Source organism: Humibacter ginsengiterrae (assembly GCF_054780115.1).
Map to the genome: position 1 here is coordinate 358,665 of NZ_BAAGWY010000002.1, position 21,896 is coordinate 380,560.

Consider the following 21,896-nt stretch of genomic DNA (forward strand, 5'->3'; position numbering starts at 1 on the left):
TGCTCTCAGCCGAGCACCTCCGTCAGAGGAGTCGCGCCGACGCCGTTCGCCTCGGCGACGCCAGCGTTCGTGACCGCGCCGGCCGCCACGTTCAGTCCGAGCGCAAGGGCGTGGTCTGCCTTCAGGGCCGCCTGCCAGCCGTTGCCCGCGATGGCCCGCAGATAGGGCAGCGTCGCGTTGGTGAGTGCGTGAGTCGACGTGTGCGGCACTGCTCCCGGCATGTTGGCGACGCAGTAGAACACGGTGTCGTGCACCCGGAATGTCGGCGCGTCGTGAGTGGTCGGGTGCGAGTCCTCGAAGCAGCCGCCCTGGTCGACCGCTATGTCCACGAGCACACTGCCCGGGTGCATCCTGGCCACCATGTCATTGCGCACGAGCTTCGGCGCCTTCGCACCGGGTACCAGCACGGAGCCGACGACGAGGTCCGCGTCAAGCACCGCCCGCGCCACCTCGAACGCGGTGGAGGCGATCGTCTTGAGGCGCCCCGCGTAGTGCGCGTCAAGTTCGCGCAACCGGCCGACGTTCGTGTCCAGCACGGTCACATCCGCGCCGAGGCCCACCGCGACGGATGCCGCGTTCGAGCCCGCAACGCCGCCGCCGATGACGACGACCTTGGCGGGGTACGTGCCGGGCACTCCGGGAACGAGCAGGCCAGAGCCACCGTGCGGCTTCAGCAGCGCGTTCGCGCCCACGATGGGTGCCAGCCTTCCGGCGACCTCGCTCATCGGGGCCAGCAGAGGAAGCGAACGGTCGGGCCGCTGCACCGTCTCGTACGCGATCGCGATCACGCCCGAATCCATCAGCGCCTGCGTGAGCTCTGGCTCGGCCGCCAGGTGAAGGTATGCGAACAGCACGAGCCCCTCACGGAAGTACCCGAACTCGCTCTCGATCGGCTCCTTCACCTTCAGCAGCAGGTCGGCGCTCGCCCACGTGCTGGCGGCATCCGGCTCCATGATGGCGCCAGCATCGGAGTACGCCGAGTCGGGGATGGACGAGCCGTCGCCGGCGCCGGACTCCACGTGCACCTCGTGTCCGTTCGCGACGAGGTCGTGCACCCCGGCCGGAGTGATGGCCACCCGGTACTCGTTGTTCTTGATCTCGCGCGGAATGGAGATTCTCATCGTCTTCCTTGTCTTTCGCCTCACGGACCTTTTCGGTCCGCTCGCGGTCTCCCTTGACCACGAAGTCTTTACGCTCGCTCGTCGCGTGCCGAAGCCGTTCGCCAGCAGGCCGTCCGTACGATTCAGACCACCGGACGCAGCCGCCCGACCGGGGCGCCGCCCCCGAGAACCGTGGTGTCCGCATCGTCGAGAGCCGCGCTCGCCGCCGATGCGTCGATCGCCCCGGCCTTTACCAGAAGGCCGACGGCCGCCACGCGGGCAGCCGGAACGCTGCCGTCGAGCACCTTGACCGCCACGGTCGTGCCATCCGCCGCTGCCATCGTCATCACGCCGTCCGCCCCGGCCTTGGCGTAGCAGCCGAGCGTCTCCATCAGCACTGTGTCGGGCCTGCCGTGCCCGGAGATCGCCCACGGGTGTTCGCGAGCGCTTCTGTGCACCCACGCGGCGTTGCGGAACAACGCGAACGGCGACTGCTCCGACGCGGTCGCCAGGCGCTGAATCCCGCGGGCGAGCCCGATGAGCGTGACGGCGAAGACCGGCGCGCCGCATCCGTCGACGGCGGTGTGCGCGACCTTCTCACCGGTGAGTCGCTCGACGACGTCTCTCACGTGCTGCTGCAACGGATGCCGCGGGTCTGTGTAATCCGCTGTGGTCCAGCCGCTGGCCGCACACGCGGCGAGCATGCCGGCGTGCTTGCCCGAGCATTCCATGTAGATCGGAGAAGGACCTCCGCCACCGCGCAGCACGTCGTCGCGCGAGGCGCGGTCGGCCGGAAGCGCGGGCGGGCAGTGCAGTTCCGTCTCATCGAGGCCTGCCCCCGCGAGGATGCCGCGCACGACCCCGAGATGCTCCGCCGTTCCGGCGTGGCTCGCCGTGGCCAGCGCGGTCTGTACGCCGTCGAGGCGAGCGCCGGCGCCGATGGATGCCACAGCCTGGAACGGCTTCAGCGTGGAGCGCGGAAGGATGTGGGAGTCGGGGGAGCCGAGCGCGATCAGCCGCTCGCCGTCGGGGGAGAGCACGACGGCCGAGCCGACATGACGGTTCTCCACGAATCCGTTGCGGTCGGCGACGGCGAGTTCCACGGCCGCCGACGCTTCGAAGGTGCCTGGCTGCACACGCGAGGCACGCAACGAATCGCTCATGGTGATCAGAGTCTAACGAGGCGGCTGCGACGGATGTTTGCGGTGCGGCGGTCGATCCGTGCGATCCTCGCCGCCTGCACGGCGGAGTGTGCGAAGGGAGCGGATACGAGTACGACCATGCGCGATGCCGATGCGGCAGAGTAGTGCCGAAGGTTTCCGCCGACAGGGTCGCGCGGCAGTTCGAGCACGAGTAAGGACAGCAGATGAACGTCGACCACCACTACGCGCTCAGCCTGGAGTGGACCGGCAATCGCGGCAGCGGCACGAGTGGATACCGCGACTACGGACGTGACCACATAGTGCGAGCCGAGGGTAACCCGCCGATCGAGGGCTCCAGCGATCGCACGTTCTTCGGCGACGCGGAGCGGTGGAATCCGGAAGAGCTTCTGGTCGCCGCCCTCGCGCAATGCCACATGCTCAGCTATCTGCACGTCGCCCAGCGGAACGGTGTCGTGGTGACCGCGTACACCGACTCACCGACCGGAACCATGACGACCACTTCGGACGGCGCAGGACACTTCACCTCCGTGACCCTGCGACCGTCGGTGACCGTCGCCGACGCCGAGCAGGTCGATCTCGCGCAGGGCCTTCATGCCGAGGCGTCGAGGCTCTGCTTCATCGCGGCATCCGTGAACTTCCCGGTCGGCCACGAGCCGACCACCACATCCGCCGGCTCTGATCAGGCGGGTTCCTCCGCGGGTGCCTCGTTGTAGACACCGGCCTCGGTCTGACCGCTGAGGCGCCGGATCTCGGCCATGATGGCATCCGTCGCCTGCCGCCTGGCCTTTCCGCTGGATGCCGGGCCGAACGTCGACACGTCGATCGGCGCACCGAACGCGACGGTGACCTTCGCGAACGCCGGCACTTTCGAACCGACGGGCTGCAGGCGCTCGGTTCCGATCAGCCCAACCGGCACGACGGGAGCGCCCGTCGTCAGCGCCAGCCACGCGACGCCCGTGCGTCCGCGGTACAGGCGGCCGTCGCGAGAGCGGGTGCCTTCGGGGTACAGAGCGAAGGCGTTCCCTGACTCCAATATGCCCTTGCTGATCTCTAGGGCGTCCTGTGCGTCTCGTCCCGCTCCGCGACGCACTCCGACAGCGCCGATCGCGGTGAAGAACGTGCGGCTCACCCAGCCCCGCACGCCGCGACCTTCGAAGTAGTGCGACTTCGCGAGGAACTGGATGCGCCGGGGCGCGACGACGGGGATGACGACGCTGTCGATGAACGACAGGTGATTGCTGGCGAGGATGACTGCGCCGGTCTTCGGCACATTGCGCCTGCCGATCACGCGGGGGCGGTACAGCAACCGGGCGAGCGGACCGATCACGAACCGGCCGAAGACGTACACGGCGCCGGCTCGCGGGCGGCGTGAACCGGCCGTCGAATCCGCTGGGCGGGAGAAGACACGCACACCTGTTGCGGTTGCACTCGGAATGGACCCCGGCCGCGGCAGTGTGGTCATGGATCGACATTACGTCTCGGCGTATAACCGATGCGGAATGCCGCGATGGAGTTTTCGGCCGCTCTCACAGCCCGGTGCGCGGATCCGGGAAGCAGCGCGTGCCGCCCACGAGGTTCAGGCAGGCGGGATACCAGGACGGCACGAGCTGTGCGAGGGGCGTGCCGAACCACTGCTTGTAGAGCCGCCAGAAGTTGAGGTTGCCGAACGTGGAGCATTGGCTGACGACATCGGGATGCCTCACCGTCTGGGCCGAGGGCTGGTACGGCGTGTAGTTGTACAGGTTCGCGGTCGCCTGATCGCGGATGTCCACCACGCTCGCCCCGCACGCAGGGTTCGGGTGGTACTGGATCGGGACCTTGCCGACGTGGTACCGCCACGAGGCGCCGCCGACCGTGTACTCCCGGAACTGCCAGGCAGCGTTGTACACCTGGTTGAAGAATCCGAAGTACTGGGAGTCGCAGGCAGAGCTGTCGGGGCAGGCGTAACCGGTGGCCCGTTGATAGCCGGATGCGCTCGGGCGCGTGAGCAGGGACTGCTCCTTCTGCAGCAGCACGAGCAGCACCTTCGGGCTGATGCGGCACGCCTGCGCCACCTTCACGATGATGGCGCTGGCGCGCTCGGATGCCGCACCTCGGTATGGCGCGCAGTGCGCGTACTCCGTGGGCTCGTCGGGGGTGGCCTGCCGGTAGTCGGCCAGGCACGGCGAGCCGTCGACGGGGACGCATGCCCGGTCCTCGAGAAAACGCTGCACCTGCGACTGCGTCATGCTGTCGCCGTTGTAGAAGGCGGCGTCGCTGATGATGTATCCGGGACGGAACACGGCGTCCGATGCCGGTCTGTCCGCCGGTCTCGGCACAACGGCGACGAGCACGAGCAGCACTATGACGGCGACCGCGGAGGCCGCGACGATGGCGATATCGGCAGGGGCGGCGTCCAGCACCCATGCGCCCGCTCGCTCGGACTCGCGGCGGCGTACGGGCATCCACTCACCCTAGGCCGTGTTGCGAAGCTCGTGCTGGACTGCGGCGTGGACGGCGTAACGGTGCACACCGTCGAACGCGGCCTGCTCCGGGGCGAGCGACGGTACTGCCCGGCAGACGCCTAGCCCCGTCGGCTGATTCCCGCCAGCACCTCCTGAGACGAGATCAGGCCGTCGACGAACCCGTAGTCGACCGCCTCCTCGGCCGTGTACCAGGCGTCACGGTCGCCGTCGCGCAGGATCTCCTCCACGGTATGCCCGGTCTGTTCCGCCGTGAGTCTCGCCATCTCGTTCTTGAATTTGACGATCTGCTCGGCTTGCCTGCTGATGTCCGCGGCGGTCCCGCCGAATCCGCCGTGCGGCTGATGCATGACGACGCGCGTGTTCGGCAGAACGAAGCGCTTGCCCGGCGTGCCCGAGCTCAGCAGGAATTGCGCCATCGACGCGGCGAAGCCGATGCCGACGGTGACGATGTCGGGGGTGACGTAGCGCATCACGTCGTAGATCGCGAAGCCCGCCGTGACGGAGCCGCCGGGGGAGTTGATGTACAGCTGGATGTCCCGCCGCGGGTCGGTCGCCGCCAGCAGCAGCAGCTTGCCGCAGATCTCGTTCGCGATGGCGTCGTCCACCTCCACGCCGAGGAACACGATGCGGTCCTCCAGCAGACGGTCGAAGACCTGCGCAGGCGGAGCGGCGGTCGTGGTGTCGGGCATGGGTTCCTCCTGAAGAATCGTCTGACGCGATCCATCGTGGGCAGCTGCGCGGATTTCAGGAGCGGGATTCTGCCCGCGGCTACTTCGCCCAGAGCAGAACCGCGTAACGCTGTCGCGACGCTTTCCACGCGTAGCCTGAGAAAGCGCACGAGAGAGAGGAACACCGATGCTGCTCAGGCACGCCGTCGGGTCGGCGATCCGCCGACTGCGACTCGCCAGGGGGATGACGTTGCGTCAGATGTCTCAGGCTTCCGCCATCTCCCTGCCATACCTCTCCGAGATCGAGCGCGGCCGCAAGGAGCCCTCCAGCGAGATCATCCAGACCGTGTGCGTCGTGCTGGGCATCACGTTGCGTCAGCTGATGCGCGAGACCGACGTCGAACTCGTGCAGGCAGACGGACGCATCGCCCCGGTGCTCGACCTCACCGCCCGCCGACGCGAGGCCGGCTCGTCGCCTGCGGCACCGGCATCCGTTCGCATGCCGCAGGCCGACTCACCGCACACGATGCGGTCGAAGGGCGAGCGCCTGCAGGCCGCCTGACCTCAAGCGGACTGCGCCGCTGCGCCGACTGTCAAGCGGACTGCGCCGCGAGCGCCACCTCGATCACGCTCGCCGCATCGTCGATGAGTTCCTCGCTGATCACCAGCGACGGCATGATGCGCAGCACGCTGTCCCAGCTGCCGGAGTCCAGCACGATCACGCCGTTGCTCGTGGCGTGACGCAGGATGCCGGTGAGCGCCTCCGGATTCGGACGTCGCGTTCCCGGCACCACCAGTTCGACGCCCCACATGGCGCCCTTGCCGCGCACCTCGCCCACCACGCCGAACCGTTCGGCCCAGTCGCCGATGCGCGCCAGCAGGGCACGCTCCACGCGCTGAGCCTCGGCGATGAGGTTCTCGCTCTCGATCACGTCGAACGTGGCGAGCGCAGCGGCGGTCGAGACCGGGTTGCCGCCGAACGTGCCGCCGATGCCGCCCGGCTGCACGGCATCCATGATCTCGGCACGGCCGGTCACGGCGGCGAGCGGGAAGCCGCCCGCGATGCCCTTGGCACTCGTGACGAGGTCGGGGACCACGCCGAAGTGCTCGATCGAGTACCAGGCGCCTGTGCGTGCCATTCCGGCCTGGATCTCGTCTGCCACGAACACGATGCCGTTCTCGCGGCAGTACTCGGCGATGCGGTTCAGGTAGCCGTCGGCGGGGATCACGATGCCGCCGTCGCCCTGGATCGGCTCGGCGAAGAACGCGGCGATCTCGCTCGGCCCGATGTGGGTCTCGATGTAGTCGATCGTGCGGGCGGCGGCCTCCTCACCGCTCAGCCCGTCCTTGAACGGATAGCTCCCTGGCGCGCTGTAGAGCTCGCCCGGGAACGGGCCCATGCCGACGCGCTCCGGCCACGGCCGGTACGTCATGGCCATCGTGAGGTTCGTGCGACCGTGGAAGGCGTGCTCGAGCGAGACGATCGCCCGGCGACCGGTGTATTTCCGGGCGATCTTCACCGCGTTCTCCACGGCCTCCGCGCCGGAGTTCACCAGGATCGAGTGCTTCTCGAAGTCCCCTGGTGTCACCTGCGCGAGCTTCTCGGCGACACGTACGTAGTTCTCGTACGGGGTCACGGTGAAGAGCGTGTGGGTGAGCTTGTTCGCCTGCTCGAACGCTGCGGCGGCCACGGCAGGATGCGCGTGGCCGATCGTCGTCACGCCGATGCCGCAGCCGAGGTCGATGAGCCGGTTGCCGTCGACATCCACCAGGATCGCCCCGGAGGCGTGGTCCATGTAGATGTTCGCCAGCGTGCCCGCACCACGCGAGACGGATGCCTCGCGGCGGCTCTGCAGCTCCACGGAACGCGGTCCGGGGAGCGGGGTCACGACGGCACGGCGCTGCGGCACGGAATATTCGCGGGGCACGGGGAATTCGCGAGGCATCCCACCATCGTACGGTGGCGAATGCCGCGCCGAACGCCGCTGGAGTCCGACCTCCCAGCACAGGCAGAGGCGTTGTGGTGCACACTGAAGTGCCCCCGTTCTCTTTCAGAAAGCTTCGTCGTGCGCCTGAAGATTCCCGCCGTTCTCGCCGTCTCAGCGGCCGCCCTGCTCCTCGCCGGATGCGCGAGTTCCGGATCTACCGGAAAGACGGCGTCGCCGTCGGCATCCGCAGGCTCCGCCTCGAAGGCATGCAGCGCGCCGAAGTCCGGCAGTGTCTCGGACGCGGTCAAGGTGACCGGCGACAAGGGCTCGGCGCCGACGGTGACGTTCGCGGCGCCGCTGAAGGCCACAGACACGCAGCGCAGCTATGTCACCAAGGGTGACGGCGCCGAGGCGAAGAACGGCACAACGGTCGACGTCGCACTCGAGGCGTACAACGGCACGAGCGGAGCCAAGCTGACGAGCAACGGCTATGCGGGCAGCGCGACCATCCCGATCACGGTCGGCGACTCGACGATGATCCCCGGGCTCACGCAGGCCGTGGAGTGCGCACCGGTCGGTTCGCGCCTGGTCACCACGTCGACCGCGAAGTCCGCGTGGGGCGGCGCGGATCCCTCCGCCGTCGGCAGCTTGAAGAGCACCGATACCGTCGTCTTCGTCGTCGACATCCTCAACGCCGTGCCGACGAAGGCGAATGGAACGCCGCAGCCCGCCCAGGCCGGCTTTCCCACGGTGAAGCTCGCCTCCGACGGCAAGCCGACCGTCGCCATCCCGAAGAGCCTCACGCCGCCGACGGAGACGAAGATCGAGGTGCTCAAGAAGGGCGCAGGCGAGACGGTCGCGTCGGGTGACTCCGTTACGGTTCAGTATCAGGGCGTGAACTGGCGCACCGGCAAGATCTTCGACCAGAGCTGGGGCCGGGGGCTTTCGACGCTGCAGACGTCGCAGGTCGTCCCCGGTTTCGCAAAGGCCCTCGTCGGCCAGAAGGTGGGTTCCCAGGTGGTCGCCGTCATTCCGCCGGCGGACGGATACGGTTCGGCGGGACAGTCGCAGGCCGGCATCAAGGGAACCGACACGCTGGTCTTCGTCATCGACATCCTGCAGACCCAACGCTGACGTCGCGGTCCGGGGCGGTTGAGCCGGCCGCGGTTACGATGAGCGGATGCGCAGGGTACTGATTCTGGGGTCCACCGGCTCGATCGGAACCCAGGCGCTCGACGTCATCCGTCGCAACCCCGACCGGTTCGAAGTGGTCGGGCTCGCTGCGGGCAGCAACCGCGACGCGCTGGCGGCGCAGGCAGACGAGTTCGGCGTGGACAACACCGCGCTCGGCGCGGTCGATGCGGAGCGACTCGTGCGCGACGTCGAGGCCGACGTGGTGCTGAACGGCATCACCGGTTCGGTCGGGCTCGGCCCAACGCTCGCGGCTCTCGAGAGCGGTGCGACGCTCGCACTGGCGAACAAAGAGTCGCTGATCGTCGGTGGCGAACTCGTCACCTCCCGCGCACGGCCGGGACAGATCGTGCCGGTCGACTCGGAGCACTCCGCGATCGCGCAGGCGTTGCGGGCGGGGGACAGGGGCGAGGTGCGCAGGCTGGTGGTCACGGCATCCGGCGGTCCGTTCCGCGGTCGCAGCCGGGCCGAACTAGCGGATGTCACGCCGCAGCAGGCGCTCGCGCACCCCACCTGGGACATGGGCGTCGTCGTCACGACCAACTCGGCGACCCTCGTGAACAAGGGCCTGGAGGTGATCGAGGCACACCTGCTTTTCGGCGTGCCGTACGACCGCATCGATGTGGTGGTGCATCCGCAGTCCATCGTGCACTCGATGGTGGAGTTCGTCGACGGGTCGACCATCGCCCAGGCGTCGCCGCCGGACATGCGACTGCCCATCTCGCTCGGCCTCGACTGGCCGCATCGGGTCGCCGGCGTCGGCACGCCACTCGACTTCACGAAGGCCGGTCAGTGGACGTTCGAGCCGGTCGACGAGGATGCCTTCCCCGCGCTCGCGCTCGCGAAACGGGCCGGGCGCGCGGGGCGCACCTTCCCCGCGGTGTTCAACGCCGCCAACGAGCAGGCGGTCGCCGCTTTCCACGCCGGACGGCTCGGCTTTCTTGGCATCGTCGACACGATCGAACGCGTCGTGGACCAGCACGAGCCCCCGGAAACCCTCGACCTGCAGACGCTCGCCGAGGCGGAGCGGTGGGCGCGGGAGCGCGCCGACGCCGTCATCGCCGCGCAGTCCCCCTGACGGACGGGGTCAGAGCCCTCGGAACCCGTCGGCCTACTTCGTCGCGGTAGGCGTCGGCGTGGGCGTCGAGGTCGACGACGAGGTCACGGTCGACTGCACGAACGACGCGAACGTGTTCGCATCCGTGAGCGAGCCCTTGTACTGCTGGCCGTTGACGATCACCGTCGGAGTGCCGCCGAAGGTCGTCACATTCGAGTTCGGCAGCTTCTGGGTCGTCGCCCGCTTCGTGGCGGCGTTCAGCCAGCTTGTGAATCGCGTGTTGTTCACGCACTTGGTGATGTCGCTGGAGCTCACGCCCGCGCCCTTCAGGATCGACAAGATCTTGGCGTTCGTCAGCCCACCGGTGCCTTCCTTCGGCTGCTTGGCGTACAGCGCGGAGTTCACGGCGAGGAACTTGTCGGGCTCGTCGTTCGCCACGCACGAGACGGCGTTCGCAGCCCGCAGCGCATACCCTCCGTTAGCCGGCGAAGTGAGGTAGTTCAGCGGATGGATCTCCAGCTGCGCGAGCCCCGCGTCGAGCCACTGCTTGATCTGCGTCATGTTCGTCTGCTCGAACTCCTGGCAGTACGGGCACTGCAGGTCTTCGTAGATCGTGATGTACGCCTTGCTCGACGTGTCGGACTGCGTCGTCGGCGTGGGCTTCTCACCGGACTGCAGCGCCGGCGTGCGCACCGCCTTCGTCGACGAGGTGAGCACGATGCCGTCGCTGATCATGTTCTTCGGACCCGCGGATGTCTGCCCCTGCGGAATCGAGTTCACGATCACGAGCGCGACAACGGCCAGAACCGCCACGATGACGACGGCGACGGAACCCTGGATCCACCACCGGCGGCGCCGCGCCTTCTTCGCGGCCTCCTCGCGCATCAGTCGTGCGTGTTCCCGCGCAGCCTCCCGGCGGTCCTTCTTGCTCGGACCGTTCGCACCGCGGCCAGTAGCCATCTGCCGTCCTCTTCGTCAGGGGATCAAGAAACGCCTCGACAGCTCCGCAACACGCAGATAGAGCGCGGCAGGCGGTCGGCATCTCACCCTAGCGTGGCGCGGCTATGCGTTTCGTGAGGAGTGGCCGGGAGGTCGCGGCGAAGCCGGCATGGGAGCGCCCGGACGGTCTTCCTCGCGGTCGCCGCCCAGGACCGCGTGACTACCATTTCGTACATGTCCTCCGTGCTGCCCTTCCTCGTCGGCGTGCTGATCTTCGTGGTCGGTCTCGCCGTCTCGATCGCGCTGCACGAACTCGGGCACCTCACGGCGGCCAAGGCGTTCGGCGTCAAGGTGACGCAGTACATGATCGGCTTCGGCAAGACGCTGTTCTCGTTCCGCGGGGGCGAGACCGAGTACGGCGTCAAGGCGCTTCCGCTCGGCGGCTACATCGCGATGATCGGGATGTTCCCGCCCCGGCACCCGGGAGAAGCGGCACGGGATGCCTCAACCGGCTTCTACAACTCCCTCGTGCTCACCGACGGCGCCATCGGGGCGCCGGCCGAAGAGCGGGCTGGGCAACGCCGGAGCGTGCTCGGCACGATGGCCGAGGAAGCCAGGCAGGCGAGCGCGGAGACCATCCCGCAGGGGGAGGAGCACCGCGCCTTCTACCTGCTGCACCCGTTCAAGCGCATCATCGTGATGCTGGCCGGACCGTTCATGAACCTCGTGATCGCCTGCGTGCTCATCGTGATCATGCTGTGCGGCATCGGCGTGCCCGGTCCGAGCACAACGCTCCAGACGGTGTCGGAGTGCCTGAAACCGGCGTCCTCGACGTCCACGACGTGCTCGGCATCCGATCCCGCGTCGCCGGCGGCCGCCGCCGGACTCAAGCCCGGTGACCGGATCATCTCGGTCGGAGGCACGACGATCACCGACTGGAACCAGCTGTCATCGAAAATCCAGGGATCAGCGGGACGCACGCTGCCCGTCGTCGTGGAGCGTGACGGCAAGGACGTGACGTTGCAGGTCACACCGAAGAAGACGCAGGACGAGGTCACGGACCAGAAGACGGGCCGCACCGTCACGAAGGATGTCGGGATGGTCGGCATCGTGCCGACGAACGTCTTCCAGCCGCAGTCGCTCGGCACGGCGCTCTCCGCGACCGGCCAGCAGCTGGGCCAGGTGACCGGCGTGTTCGTGAATCTTCCGCAGCGCATGGTGGGCATCTGGAACGCGGCGTTCGGTTCCGGCGAGCGTTCGGCATCCAGCCCGGTGGGCATCATCGGCGTGGGGCGCATGGCCGGCGAGATCGCGGACAGCTCGTACGCGTTCGTGTCGAAGATCCAGTTCATGCTGAGCCTGCTCGCCTCGCTCAACCTCGCGCTGTTCGTGTTCAACATGATCCCGCTGCTGCCGCTGGACGGCGGCCACGTCGCCGGCGCTGTGTGGGAGTGGATCAAGCGCGGCTGGTTCAAGGCCACGAGGCGTTCGAGCTCGCCCAAGCCGGTCGACATGGCAAGGCTCATGCCGCTCACCTACGCGGTCATCGTCGTGCTCGGCGCCATGAGCTTGCTGCTCGCCTATGCCGACATCGTCAAGCCGGTCACGCTGCCCGGCTGACGCCTCGCACGGTGCTTCGTCGTTGACACGGTGCGACCCTGGGGTGACGATGCCCCTGAGGTGCCGACGGGCGCCGGAAGGGCGGACGATGACGGATCTCTCGGGGCGCACGGCCCTCATCACCGGTGCAGCGAGCGGCATCGGACGTGCGTGCGCTCTGGCGTTCGCCTCGGCGGGCGCGAAGGTGACGATCGCGGATCTCGATGGCGATGCGGCACAGCAGGTCGCCGACGAGATCGGCGGCACAGCGTGGCAGGTCGACCTCTCCGATCTGGATGCCCTCGCGCAGGTGCCGCTGGATGCAGACATCCTGATCAACAACGCGGGCATTCAGCACGTGCGGCCTATCGAGGAGTTCGAGCCGGCGCGGTTCCAGCTGATCATCCGGCTCATGCTCGAGGCGCCGTTCCTGCTGATCAGGGCCGTGCTGCCCGGCATGTACGAGCGCGGCTGGGGCCGCGTCATCAACCTTTCCAGCGTGCACGGTCTGCGCGCATCCGCCTACAAGTCCGCCTACGTCGCCGCCAAGCACGGCCTCGAGGGCCTCTCGAAGGTGACAGCGCTCGAGGGTGGGCCGCACGGCGTTACGAGCAACTGCATCAACCCCGCGTACGTGAACACGCCGCTCGTGCAGAAGCAGATCGCCGACCAGGCGAGGGTGCACGGCATCGACGAGTCCCAGGTCGTTTCGCAGATCATGCTCACCGAAAGCGCCATCAAGCGGCTCGTCGAGCCCGACGAGGTCGCCTCGCTCGCCCTCTGGCTGGCCGGCGATGACGCCGGCATGGTGACCGGCGCCAGCTACACGATGGACGGCGGGTGGAGCGCTCGATGAACGGTCCCTCGCGGCACGCGGTCACCGAGTACACCGCCTTCCGCGCTCAGCCGAGCAGCGGCCGGCTCGCCGGCGGAGTGTGGCGACCGGATGCCGGCGGTCTGCCCGTTCTCGCCATCCACGGCATCACCGCTTCGCACCTCGAGTGGCCGCTCATCGCCGATCGCCTCGAAGACACCCGTGTGATCGCCCCCGACCTGCGCGGACGGGCACGTAGCAACGCTCTTACGGGGCCGTGGGGGATGCGCGACCACGCCGACGACATGGCGCGCCTGCTCGATCGCTTCGACGTCGACCGGGCACTCGTGCTGGCGCACTCGATGGGTGGCTTCGTCGGTGTGCGCATGGCCGACCAGCATCCCTCCCGCGTCGCCGGCCTCGTGCTGGTCGATGGCGGGCTTCCCCTGCCGTTCCGGGCGCCGCAGGATGCATCGCCGGAAGACGTTCCTGCGCTCCTCCTCGGCCCGGCTGGGGAGCGCCTGAAGAAGATCTATCCGAGTCGCGAGTCGTACGCCGCGTTCTGGCGCTCACACCCGGCGTTCACCGGGCGTTGGAGCGACGTCGTCGCGGATTACCTCGACTACGACCTCGACGAGGTCGACGGGGGCTTCCGGCCGTCCAGCCGCTTCGAGGCCATCGCGACGAACGTGATGCAGATGAGCGGAGACGATGGCTACCGGGAGGCGCTGGCGTCCGTGCGCGTGCCGATCGACTTCCTCCGTGCGCCGCGCGGGCTGGTGAACGAATCGCCTGGCCTGTATCCGGATGCCGTACTGTCGGCGGCGCTGGAGATCGCACCGGGCATCCGCGTCCACGACGTCGAAGACGTGAACCATTACACGATCGTGATGACGGATGCCGGTGCCGATCGCGTGGCGCCGATCGTGCGCCGAGCCCTGGCATCCGTCCGCGCGCAGTACGCTCTCGACGAGGGGGACGCTCGATGAAGACGCTCTTGAAAGGGATCACTTCGCGCACCGTCGGCACGGACAGGCTGCTCGCGAACGTGCTCGAACGCGAAGACGCAGGGAGCCGCGACGCCGTCGTGTTCGTACACGGCAACTGCTCGTCGTCGTTGTTCTTCCAGCCGGTCATGCAGCTGCTGCCCGAATCGATCAGGCCGATCGCGGTCGATCTGCGCGGCTTCGGTGCCAGCGAGACGCTTCCCGTTGATGCGACGCGCGGCGTGCGCGACTACTCGGACGACGTGTGGTCCGTGATCGACGAACTCGACCTCGGCAGGGTTCACCTCGTGGGATGGAGCATGGGCGGCGGCGTCGTGCTGCAGCAGCTGCTCGACCGGCCGGATGAGGTGGCATCCGTCACCCTGATCTCGCCCGTCTCGCCATACGGATTCGGTGGCACGGCCGCCGACGGTTCGCGGCTCACGGACGATGACGCCGGAGTCGGCGCCGGTGCCGCGAACCCGGACTTCGTGGCACGGCTCAAGGATGGCGACACGTCGGCCGACGAGGCGACCTCGCCGCGCTCGGTCTTCCGCTCCTCGTATGTCGCTTCGGGCCACCGCACCGATCTCGAAGACCTCTGGGTGGCCTCGATGCTCACCACCGCCGTCGGCGAGGACAACTACCCGGGCGATTCGGTCGCGTCGCCGAACTGGCCGGGCATGGCGCCTGGCACCCGCGGCGTGCTGAACACGATGGCGCCGATGTACTTCGACGTGTCGGCCATCGTCGACCTGCCCGTGAAGCCGCCGGTGCTGTGGATCCACGGCCTCGACGACGCGATCGTGGGTGACGAGACGTTCTTCGACCTCAACACCCTGGGCAAGGCCGGTGTTCTGCCCGGGTGGCCCGGCGAGAAGGTCGCTCCGCCACAGCCGATGGTCTCCCAGACCCGCGCGGTGCTGGAGCGGTACGCGGATGCCGGTGGCAGCTACCAGGAGATCGCCCAGCCGAAGTGCGGTCACTCCGCCCACATCGAGTATCCGGAGCTCGTGACGGATGCCATCGTCGAGCTCGTGGCAGGTGCAGACCGGGTGGTGTGACGAAAGGGAACAACCAGGTTGCCGTGCGCCTCGCGACCTAGACTGAGGCCCGTGCCAGCAGTGAATCTCGGTATGCCGAAGGTCCCCGAAGTGCTCCACCCGCGCCGCAAATCGCGGCAGATCCGGGTGGGAAAGGTGCTCGTCGGCGGAGACGCACCGATCAGCGTGCAGTCGATGACGACCACGCCGACCACGAACATCAACGCGACCCTGCAGCAGATCGCGGAGCTGACGGCATCCGGATGCGACATCGTGCGCGTCGCCGTGCCAAGCCGTGACGATGCGGAGGCACTCCCGATCATCGCGAAGAAGTCGCAGATCCCGGTGATCGCCGACATCCACTTCCAGCCGAACTACGTGTACGCCGCGATCGACGCTGGATGCGCAGCCGTGCGGGTGAACCCCGGCAACATCCGCAAGTTCGACGACCAGGTCGGCGAGATCGCCCGCCGCGCCAAGGAGGCGGGCGTCTCCCTGCGCATCGGCGTGAACGCGGGATCGCTCGAGCCCAGCATCCTGCAGAAGTACGGCAAGCCCACCGCGGAGGCGCTCGTCGAGTCCGCGGTGTGGGAGGCGAGCCTGTTCGAGGAGCACGACTTCCACGACTTCAAGATCTCGGTCAAGCACAACGATCCGATCGTCATGGTGAAGGCGTACCGCCTGCTCGCTGAGCGCGGAGACTGGCCGCTGCACCTCGGCGTCACGGAGGCCGGGCCCGCGTTCCAGGGCACCATCAAGTCGGCGACGGCGTTCGGCATCCTGCTCGCCGAAGGCATCGGCGACACGATCCGGGTGTCGCTCTCCGCGCCGCCGGTCGAGGAGGTGAAGGTCGGCCTGCAGATCCTGCAGTCGCTGAACCTGCGCGAGCGCAAGCTCGAGATCGTCTCCTGCCCCTCATGCGGACGCGCGCAGGTGGATGTCTACACGCTCGCCGACAACGTCACCGAGGGCCTGCAGGGCATGAGCGTTCCGTTGCGCGTCGCCGTGATGGGATGCGTCGTGAACGGACCCGGAGAGGCGCGCGAGGCAGACCTCGGCGTCGCCTCAGGCAACGGAAAGGGCCAGATCTTCGTCAAGGGCGAGGTCATCAAGACCGTGCCTGAGGCCGAGATCGTCGAGACGCTCATCGCGGAAGCGAACCGCATCGCCGAGGAGATGGGCGCCGCGGCCCCGGTGGGCGAGCCGTCGGTCACGGTCGGGCACTGAGCCGCGGGTCAGCACGGTGCGAGATGTTCGCCGATGCTCCGCGCAACCTCGTCGATCGGGATCTTCCCTTGGGCAACATCGAGGACGAGATCGAACGCTTCATCCACGGTGAAGGTGTGGCGCATGCCGTTCAGCCGCAGGAAGAGCTGCGTGAGAATCCAGCTCAGCCGCTTGTTCCCGTCGAACAATGCCTGGTTCCGGGCGAGAGACTCAAGGATGACCGCCGCTTTCGCTGGGAGATCTGCGTAGACCTCCTCGCCGCCGAAGGCAGTGGCTGGTCTCGCCAAAGCTGAAGCGAGCAGTCCCGCGTCACGGACGTGGAAGCCCAACCGTTCGATCGTCTGCTCGGCGTCCCGCATCGTGACGTAGGTGATCATGCGTCTTCAAGCCGTCGGAGGAGCTCGGCATCGGCTTCAAGGATCTCGTCGAGCGCAGCATCGACCCGCACAGCGCGCTCGCTGCGCGCGACCACCAACTCGGCTCCCTGCACGAGCAGCGAGTTCTTCGAGACGTGAAGTCGTTCCGCGAGGTTGCCGAGTCTGTTGTCGAGTTCCTCGGGAAGGCGCACATTGATAGCCACGAGTGAATGGTACCAATGTGGTGCGACGGTGGTCCTTCCTGCCGGAGTGGAACGCATGGCAGGGACGCTAGCCGCAGGCTGACCTCGGTTATCGATCGCGGGCGCCCACCGTGAGCAACTGCCGCGGCATGTCGGATGTGGGCGCAAAGCCTCGGAGGGCGGGGTGGCTCAGCTCAGCGTCCCGCCGATCGCGGAGATGTCTTGATCGAATCGCAGTGTCGTGCGGATCGCGATCTCGAACGCCTGCGCGAGCTGGTCCAGCGCCAGCTCCGGCTCCCCATGCGGCGACTGCCCGGTCGCCCATGGTACGTGGATGAATCCCGCCCGGCGGCCCGAGCGTTCCGCCCACTCCGCGGCATGGACGAGCACGTGGTTGCACACGAATGAGCCGGCCGTGAGCGACAGCTCGACGGGGATGCCAGCAGCGGCGACATCCCGCACGATCGCCTTCACGGGCAGCGACGCGAACGCCGCTGCGGGGCCGCCGGGGAGCGAGCGCACATCGATCGGCTGCTCGCCGTCGTTGTCGGCGATGCGGGCATCGATCAGGTTCACGCCGACGCGTTCGACCGACATCCGAGAGCGGCCTCCCGCGAGGCCGGTCGCGATGACGACGCCGGGGTCGTGCTCGTCGATCAGCTCGTGCAGCCGCCGAACGGAGCCGGCGAACGTGACCGGCAGCACCTGGGTAACGAGTCGCACCTCGGCTGGTATGCACCGCCGCGAGGCGACCAGCCGCACCGCATCGCCGGACGGGTTCACGGCATCCGACCCGAAGGGCTCGAAACCGGTCAGGAGAACCGTCCTCACGATGCCGCCCGTTCGTGTGTCGCCGGCTTCGCGTCGGACCGCGGCGTTCGTGTCGCCTCCTCGACGGGAACCAGCTGCACGCTGCCCGTCGCGATGTCGGCGCCCTGCAGCAGCACCTCGATCGTGGTGCCTGCTCGCACCGCGTGGGAGACCCGGCACGAGGCCGTCACGATGGGGTCGTTCAACTGCAACCGCCCTCGTCCGTCGCGTACCTCGAGCACCCACGCGGTGAAGCGCTCGCCGATCCGGTCGCGCAGCGTTGCGGCCTCGACACGGTCGATCGAGCCCGACGACAGGCGGGACGCCCGCTCCGTCGACGATTGCATGAGCCCGGGCACCGATGGCAGGCTCTCCCGCACCCAGTCCGGAACGGGCCGGCCCGAGAATGCGGACTCGCAGACGACGAGACCCCAACGGTCTACGAGCCGGCGCAGCGGGGCCGTGACATGGGCGTAGGGGGAAGCGACAGCCGCTTGCACGGGATCGGCGGGCGCAGTCCCATCGAACGCAACGTAGCCCGCGCCGCGGAACAGGAATGCGGCTGCCTGCAGCACCGCGAGGGTCTGCGGGTCGTTGCGGTCCAACCCGCGCAGGTAGTCGCCGTACGGCGCGCTCGCGTTCCAGGGCATCCCGAGCGCGACGGTCCGGAGCCGGAACGCTGCGACGGCGGCATCGTCGGCTGCCGGCATCGTGCGCAGGATGCCTACGCCCGCCTCGAGCATGATGTGCGCCGCGGCCATGCCCGTCAGGAGCGAGAGCTGGGCATTCCAGTCCTCAAGAGGCAGCGGACGACGCCGCTCCACGCGATACGTGCCTGAAGCATCCCGCACGATCTCCTCGTCGGGAAGGTTCAGGCTCGCGCCGCCACGCAGACGTTCCTGCTCGAGGCGCGCCCTGCCCACCTCGGGAAGCAGCGCAGCAGGCGAATCCGCGTCGTGCGCATCCAGAGCCGCCTGCGTCGAGACGTAGTCGAGTTGCGCGCGCGAACGCACCAGGGCACGCTCCACTCGGTGCGAGACCTCCGCTCCTGCGTCGTCGAGGTCGAACGTCCAGACATAGGCCGGCCGGTTCTGTCCGGGAAGCAGCGATGCCTTCTGCTCGCCGATCACGGGCGGATGCAACGGCACGGCCCCGTCTGCGGCGTAGATCGTCTGCCCGCGCTTCCGCGCCTCAACGTCGACGGCACCGCCGGGCGCGACGAAGCCCGGCACGTCGGCGATGGCATACCGCACTCGCCATCCGGAACCCCGGCGCTCCAGATGGAACGCCTGGTCGAGATCCTTCGAGCCCGCCGGGTCCAGCGTGGCGAACGGGATGTCGCGCAGGTCGAGGTCGGGCGCCGCAGACGTCGCGGCCTCCGCCTCGGCCGTGACGTCCGCAGGAAAGCCCTGCGGCACATCCAGCTGCACGCGCAGCGCAGCCAGCGCCTCCGCGAGCTCGCTCTGCGCGGTAGAGGCGGTCAGGCGGGCGCGGCGGAGGGGCACGAGACCAACCCTAGACTTGAGGCGTGGTCACCCGTCTGTCGAACTTCTTCCTCCGCACGCTCCGCGAAGACCCCGCCGACGCCGAGGTCGCGAGCCACAAACTGCTCGTGCGCGCCGGCTACATCCGGCGTCAGGCCGCCGGCATCTTCGCCTGGCTGCCGCTGGGGCTGCGGGTGAAGGCCAAGATCGAGCAGATCATCCGCGAGGAGATGACGGCCGCGGGAGCACAGGAGGTGCACTTCCCCGCGCTCATGCCGCGTGAGGCATACGAGGCAACCGGGCGCTGGGAGGAGTACGGCGACCTGCTGTTCCGCCTGCAGGACCGCAAGGGCGGCGACTACCTGCTCGCGCCGACGCACGAGGAGGCGTTCACGCTGCTCGTGAAAGACCTCTACTCGTCGTACAAAGACCTGCCGTTCACGATCTATCAGATCCAGGACAAGTACCGCGACGAGGCGCGTCCACGCGCCGGCCTGCTGCGCGGTCGCGAGTTCACGATGAAGGATGCCTACTCCTTCGACTACACGGATGCCGGGCTCGAGGCGTCCTATGAGGCGCAGCGCGACGCATACGAGCGCATCTTCACCCGGCTCGGCCTCTCCTACGTGATCGTGCGAGCGGATGCCGGTGCCATGGGCGGGTCCCGAAGCGAGGAGTTCCTGCACCCCACGCCTGTGGGCGAGGACACCTTCGTGCAGTCACCCGGCGGATACGCGGCGAACGTCGAAGCGTTCACCACGGTCGCGCCGCCCACCCGCTCCTATGAGAAGCTCACGCCGCAGGAGGTCGTCGACACCCCGAACACACCCACGATCGAGTCGCTCGTCGCGATCGCGAACGAGAAGCACCCCCGGCCGGACGGCCGCGCGTGGACGGCGGCCGACACGCTGAAGAACGTCGTACTCGCGCTCGACCATCTCGACGGGACCCGTGAGGTCGTCGTCGTGGGCTTGCCGGGCAACCGCGAGGTCGACATGAAGCGCGCCGAAGTGGCGTTCGCTCCGGCCGAGGTGGAGCCGGCGACGGAGACCGACTTCGCCAAGCATCCGGGCCTCGTGAAGGGCTATATCGGCCCGTGGTCTCCCGAGGGGCAGGTGCTGGGTGAGAAGTCACGCACGGGCATCCGCTACTTCGTCGACCCGCGCGTCGTCGACGGCACGGGCTGGGTGACGGGCGCGAACATCGACGGCAAGCACGTGCTGGGCCTCGTCGCCGGCCGTGACTTCGGCTGGGACGGCAGCATCGAGGTGGCCGAGGTGCTGCCGGGCGACCCCGCGCCGGACGGCTCGGGTCTCGTCGAGCTGGCACGCGGCATGGAGATCGGGCACGTGTTCCAGCTCGGCCGCAAGTACGCCGAAGCGCTCGGTCTCAAGGTGCTCGACGAGAACGGCAAGCTCGTCACCGTGACCATGGGGTCGTACGGCATCGGCGTCACACGCATCCTCGCGATCATCGCGGAGGAGAACAACGACGACAAGGGACTGATCTGGCCCGAGTCCGTCGCGCCGTTCGACGTGCACGTCGTGGCGACCGGCAAGGACGAGGCCGTGTACGAGGTCGCCGACGGTGTCGTCGCCTCCCTCGAGGCATCCGGACTGGACGTGCTCTACGACGACCGCCCCAAGGTGTCGCCAGGAGTGAAGTTCGGCGACGCGGAACTGATCGGTGTGCCGCACATCGTCATCGTGGGCCGTGACGCCGCCGACGGCATCGTCGAGATGTGGAACCGCCGAACGGGGGACCGCACCAAGGTCGAGGTCGCCGACGTCGCGACCGCGCTCGCCGGGAACGCCTCCTGAGACCATGCCGGACAACGCCCTCGACGCTCTCCCGCCGGCCATCGCCGACGAGCTTCGGGCGGCGGCCGCAGCCGCAGGCATCCAGGAGGATGAAGACCTCATACTGCGCATCCTGGCGACCGGTGTGGGCCTTGGAATGGACGAACCGGGTCGTCTCGACCTCAAGATCGTCTCGGCCTCGCTGGAGGAGATGCGGGCCGCGTTCCGCCTGTTCGCGCCGTACGTCGACGTGCCCAAGGTGACGATCTTCGGATCGGCACGCACCCGCCAGCAGGACGCGCTCTACCGCCAGACCACCGAGGTCGCGGCTGCCCTCGCCGAGCGCGGATGGATGGCCGTGACGGGCGCTGGACCCGGCATCATGCAGGCCGCCGTCGAGGGCGCAGGACCGGGGCGCTCCATTGGCGTGTCGATCCGGCTGCCGTTCGAGGAGCATCCGGATGAGGCAGTGCAGGACGAGCCGAACGTCGTCACGATGAAGTACTTCTTCACCCGCAAGCTCATGCTGGTGAAGGAGTCGCGCGGATTCATCTGCGTGCCCGGTGGTTTCGGCACGCTCGACGAGATGTTCGAGCTGCTCACCCTGCAGCAGACCGGCAAGGCCGAGCCGGTGCCGATCGTGCTGCTGGATGCCCCGGGCGGCGGATTCTGGACCGCGCTCGAACGCTTCGTCGACGAACAGCTGATCCCGACGGGAGTCATCTCTCCGGACGATTTCGACCGCGTGCTCGTCACCGACTCGGTGGATGCCGCCGTGGGGGAGATCACCGGATTCTGGCGCAACTACGACTCCCTGCGCTGGGTCGGCCGGAGGCTCGTGCTGCGACTCAAGTCGGAACCGACGGATGCTCAGCTCGCCTCGCTCAACGCACGGTTCGGCGACCTCGCTCCCGATGGCGGCATTGTTCGCACCGCGCCCCTGCGGGCCGAGCGAGCCGACCGCGACCGCCTCGACCTGCCCCGCCTCGTGTTGCGGCTGGACCAGCGCCGCGTCGGCGACCTGTTCCATTTGATCCGAGCCGTGAACGAGCTCAGCTGACCCA

At 68.3% G+C, this 21,896-nt stretch carries 22 protein-coding genes; 11 read left to right on the forward strand and 11 right to left on the reverse strand.

What is annotated here, in order from left to right; genetic code table 11:
- Positions 1 to 5: 5 nt before the first annotated feature.
- Positions 6 to 1,121 carry an alanine dehydrogenase gene (gene ald / locus ACYVII_RS04150; protein ID WP_460531418.1) on the reverse strand — a complete coding sequence of 372 codons (1,116 nt, stop codon included), beginning with the start codon at positions 1,119 to 1,121 and terminating at the stop codon, positions 6 to 8.
- 122 nt (positions 1,122 to 1,243) lie between these two features.
- Positions 1,244 to 2,263: an asparaginase gene (locus tag ACYVII_RS04155; RefSeq protein ID WP_460531420.1), complete on the reverse strand. Its 1,020-nt coding sequence runs from the start codon at positions 2,261 to 2,263 to the stop codon at positions 1,244 to 1,246.
- Between the two features lie 203 nt (positions 2,264 to 2,466).
- On the opposite strand from ACYVII_RS04155, the gene ACYVII_RS04160 reads away from it, so the two are divergent.
- Positions 2,467 to 2,976 (forward strand): OsmC family protein, encoded by a 510-nt coding sequence (locus ACYVII_RS04160; RefSeq protein WP_460531423.1) that lies wholly within the window; start codon positions 2,467 to 2,469, stop codon positions 2,974 to 2,976.
- On the opposite strand, the gene ACYVII_RS04165 is transcribed toward ACYVII_RS04160, so the two are convergent.
- The 3 genes from ACYVII_RS04165 to ACYVII_RS04175 form a co-directional block, all read right to left on the reverse strand.
- Positions 2,943 to 3,725 (reverse strand): lysophospholipid acyltransferase family protein, encoded by a 783-nt coding sequence (locus ACYVII_RS04165; protein WP_460531426.1) that lies wholly within the window; start codon positions 3,723 to 3,725, stop codon positions 2,943 to 2,945. The genes ACYVII_RS04160 and ACYVII_RS04165 overlap by 34 nt on opposite strands.
- A gap of 64 nt (positions 3,726 to 3,789) precedes the next feature.
- Positions 3,790 to 4,707 carry a hypothetical protein gene (locus ACYVII_RS04170; RefSeq protein ID WP_460531429.1) on the reverse strand — a complete coding sequence of 306 codons (918 nt, stop codon included), beginning with the start codon at positions 4,705 to 4,707 and terminating at the stop codon, positions 3,790 to 3,792.
- Positions 4,708 to 4,826: 119 nt separating this feature from the next.
- Positions 4,827 to 5,417, reverse strand: a complete 591-nt coding sequence (locus tag ACYVII_RS04175; protein WP_460531432.1) for a ClpP family protease — start codon at positions 5,415 to 5,417, stop codon at positions 4,827 to 4,829.
- A 166-nt stretch (positions 5,418 to 5,583) separates the two neighbouring features.
- Between ACYVII_RS04175 and ACYVII_RS04180 the strand changes: the two genes are divergently transcribed.
- The gene (locus ACYVII_RS04180; protein WP_460531434.1) at positions 5,584 to 5,958 is read left to right on the forward strand and encodes a helix-turn-helix domain-containing protein; all 375 of its coding nucleotides are present in this window, start codon (positions 5,584 to 5,586) and stop codon (positions 5,956 to 5,958) included.
- A gap of 31 nt (positions 5,959 to 5,989) precedes the next feature.
- On the opposite strand, the gene ACYVII_RS04185 is transcribed toward ACYVII_RS04180, so the two are convergent.
- The gene (locus tag ACYVII_RS04185; protein ID WP_460531436.1) at positions 5,990 to 7,342 is read right to left on the reverse strand and encodes a PLP-dependent aminotransferase family protein; all 1,353 of its coding nucleotides are present in this window, start codon (positions 7,340 to 7,342) and stop codon (positions 5,990 to 5,992) included.
- 120 nt (positions 7,343 to 7,462) lie between these two features.
- Here ACYVII_RS04185 and ACYVII_RS04190 point away from each other — a divergent pair, with 120 nt between their 5' ends.
- Positions 7,463 to 8,458: an FKBP-type peptidyl-prolyl cis-trans isomerase gene (locus tag ACYVII_RS04190; protein WP_460531439.1), complete on the forward strand. Its 996-nt coding sequence runs from the start codon at positions 7,463 to 7,465 to the stop codon at positions 8,456 to 8,458.
- 46 nt (positions 8,459 to 8,504) lie between these two features.
- A complete protein-coding gene (gene dxr, locus ACYVII_RS04195) occupies positions 8,505 to 9,593 on the forward strand; it encodes a 1-deoxy-D-xylulose-5-phosphate reductoisomerase (RefSeq protein WP_460531442.1) in 1,089 nt (362 codons plus the stop codon).
- A gap of 33 nt (positions 9,594 to 9,626) precedes the next feature.
- On the opposite strand, the gene ACYVII_RS04200 is transcribed toward dxr, so the two are convergent.
- Entirely contained in the window at positions 9,627 to 10,532 is a 906-nt protein-coding gene (locus ACYVII_RS04200; RefSeq protein WP_460531445.1) for a DsbA family protein, read from the reverse strand.
- 213 nt (positions 10,533 to 10,745) lie between these two features.
- Between ACYVII_RS04200 and ACYVII_RS04205 the strand changes: the two genes are divergently transcribed.
- From ACYVII_RS04205 to ispG, 5 genes are all read left to right on the forward strand, one after another.
- On the forward strand, positions 10,746 to 12,131 hold the full coding sequence (locus ACYVII_RS04205) for a M50 family metallopeptidase (RefSeq protein WP_460531448.1): 1,386 nt from the start codon (positions 10,746 to 10,748) through the stop codon (positions 12,129 to 12,131).
- An 88-nt stretch (positions 12,132 to 12,219) separates the two neighbouring features.
- Positions 12,220 to 12,966, forward strand: coding sequence for a 3-hydroxybutyrate dehydrogenase (locus tag ACYVII_RS04210; protein WP_460531451.1), 747 nt, complete (start codon positions 12,220 to 12,222; stop codon positions 12,964 to 12,966).
- Complete coding sequence (locus ACYVII_RS04215) at positions 12,963 to 13,913, forward strand: alpha/beta fold hydrolase (RefSeq protein ID WP_460531454.1); 951 nt, start codon at positions 12,963 to 12,965, stop codon at positions 13,911 to 13,913. The genes ACYVII_RS04210 and ACYVII_RS04215 overlap by 4 nt, the downstream gene beginning before the upstream one ends.
- A complete protein-coding gene (locus tag ACYVII_RS04220; RefSeq protein WP_460531457.1) occupies positions 13,910 to 14,974 on the forward strand; it encodes an alpha/beta hydrolase in 1,065 nt (354 codons plus the stop codon). The genes ACYVII_RS04215 and ACYVII_RS04220 overlap by 4 nt, the downstream gene beginning before the upstream one ends.
- A 72-nt stretch (positions 14,975 to 15,046) precedes the next feature.
- Entirely contained in the window at positions 15,047 to 16,180 is a 1,134-nt protein-coding gene (gene ispG / locus ACYVII_RS04225) for a flavodoxin/ferredoxin-dependent (E)-4-hydroxy-3-methylbut-2-enyl-diphosphate synthase (RefSeq protein WP_460531865.1), read from the forward strand.
- Between the two features lie 8 nt (positions 16,181 to 16,188).
- Here ispG and ACYVII_RS04230 read toward each other — a convergent pair whose 3' ends face one another.
- From ACYVII_RS04230 to ACYVII_RS04245, 4 genes are all read right to left on the reverse strand, one after another.
- Complete coding sequence (locus ACYVII_RS04230; protein WP_460531460.1) at positions 16,189 to 16,539, reverse strand: type II toxin-antitoxin system death-on-curing family toxin; 351 nt, start codon at positions 16,537 to 16,539, stop codon at positions 16,189 to 16,191.
- Between the two features lie 14 nt (positions 16,540 to 16,553).
- Positions 16,554 to 16,760: a hypothetical protein gene (locus ACYVII_RS04235; RefSeq protein WP_460531463.1), complete on the reverse strand. Its 207-nt coding sequence runs from the start codon at positions 16,758 to 16,760 to the stop codon at positions 16,554 to 16,556.
- Positions 16,761 to 16,928: 168 nt separating this feature from the next.
- Positions 16,929 to 17,570, reverse strand: coding sequence for a pyroglutamyl-peptidase I (pcp, locus tag ACYVII_RS04240; protein WP_460531466.1), 642 nt, complete (start codon positions 17,568 to 17,570; stop codon positions 16,929 to 16,931).
- Entirely contained in the window at positions 17,567 to 19,054 is a 1,488-nt protein-coding gene (locus ACYVII_RS04245; protein WP_460531468.1) for a ribonuclease catalytic domain-containing protein, read from the reverse strand. The genes pcp and ACYVII_RS04245 overlap by 4 nt, the downstream gene beginning before the upstream one ends.
- A gap of 23 nt (positions 19,055 to 19,077) precedes the next feature.
- Here ACYVII_RS04245 and ACYVII_RS04250 point away from each other — a divergent pair, with 23 nt between their 5' ends.
- Both ACYVII_RS04250 and ACYVII_RS04255 read left to right on the forward strand, forming a co-directional pair.
- The gene (locus ACYVII_RS04250) at positions 19,078 to 20,853 is read left to right on the forward strand and encodes a proline--tRNA ligase (RefSeq protein ID WP_460531471.1); all 1,776 of its coding nucleotides are present in this window, start codon (positions 19,078 to 19,080) and stop codon (positions 20,851 to 20,853) included.
- Positions 20,854 to 20,857: 4 nt separating this feature from the next.
- Positions 20,858 to 21,892: an LOG family protein gene (locus ACYVII_RS04255; RefSeq protein WP_460531474.1), complete on the forward strand. Its 1,035-nt coding sequence runs from the start codon at positions 20,858 to 20,860 to the stop codon at positions 21,890 to 21,892.
- The last annotated feature ends 4 nt before the right edge of the window (positions 21,893 to 21,896 follow it).

Coding starts and splice junctions, on each gene's coding strand:
- ald (WP_460531418.1), bottom strand. CDS start 1,121: ATGAGAATCTCCATTCCGCGCGAGATCAAGAACAACGAGTACCGGGTG.
- ACYVII_RS04155 (WP_460531420.1), bottom strand. CDS start 2,263: ATGAGCGATTCGTTGCGTGCCTCGCGTGTGCAGCCAGGCACCTTCGAA.
- ACYVII_RS04160 (WP_460531423.1), top strand. CDS start 2,467: ATGAACGTCGACCACCACTACGCGCTCAGCCTGGAGTGGACCGGCAAT.
- ACYVII_RS04165 (WP_460531426.1), bottom strand. CDS start 3,725: ATGACCACACTGCCGCGGCCGGGGTCCATTCCGAGTGCAACCGCAACA.
- ACYVII_RS04170 (WP_460531429.1), bottom strand. CDS start 4,707: ATGCCCGTACGCCGCCGCGAGTCCGAGCGAGCGGGCGCATGGGTGCTG.
- ACYVII_RS04175 (WP_460531432.1), bottom strand. CDS start 5,417: ATGCCCGACACCACGACCGCCGCTCCGCCTGCGCAGGTCTTCGACCGT.
- ACYVII_RS04180 (WP_460531434.1), top strand. CDS start 5,584: ATGCTGCTCAGGCACGCCGTCGGGTCGGCGATCCGCCGACTGCGACTC.
- ACYVII_RS04185 (WP_460531436.1), bottom strand. CDS start 7,342: ATGCCTCGCGAATTCCCCGTGCCCCGCGAATATTCCGTGCCGCAGCGC.
- dxr (WP_460531442.1), top strand. CDS start 8,505: ATGCGCAGGGTACTGATTCTGGGGTCCACCGGCTCGATCGGAACCCAG.
- ACYVII_RS04200 (WP_460531445.1), bottom strand. CDS start 10,532: ATGGCTACTGGCCGCGGTGCGAACGGTCCGAGCAAGAAGGACCGCCGG.
- ACYVII_RS04205 (WP_460531448.1), top strand. CDS start 10,746: ATGTCCTCCGTGCTGCCCTTCCTCGTCGGCGTGCTGATCTTCGTGGTC.
- ACYVII_RS04210 (WP_460531451.1), top strand. CDS start 12,220: ATGACGGATCTCTCGGGGCGCACGGCCCTCATCACCGGTGCAGCGAGC.
- ACYVII_RS04215 (WP_460531454.1), top strand. CDS start 12,963: ATGAACGGTCCCTCGCGGCACGCGGTCACCGAGTACACCGCCTTCCGC.
- ACYVII_RS04220 (WP_460531457.1), top strand. CDS start 13,910: ATGAAGACGCTCTTGAAAGGGATCACTTCGCGCACCGTCGGCACGGAC.
- ispG (WP_460531865.1), top strand. CDS start 15,047: ATGCCGAAGGTCCCCGAAGTGCTCCACCCGCGCCGCAAATCGCGGCAG.
- ACYVII_RS04230 (WP_460531460.1), bottom strand. CDS start 16,539: ATGCGGGACGCCGAGCAGACGATCGAACGGTTGGGCTTCCACGTCCGT.
- ACYVII_RS04255 (WP_460531474.1), top strand. CDS start 20,858: ATGCCGGACAACGCCCTCGACGCTCTCCCGCCGGCCATCGCCGACGAG.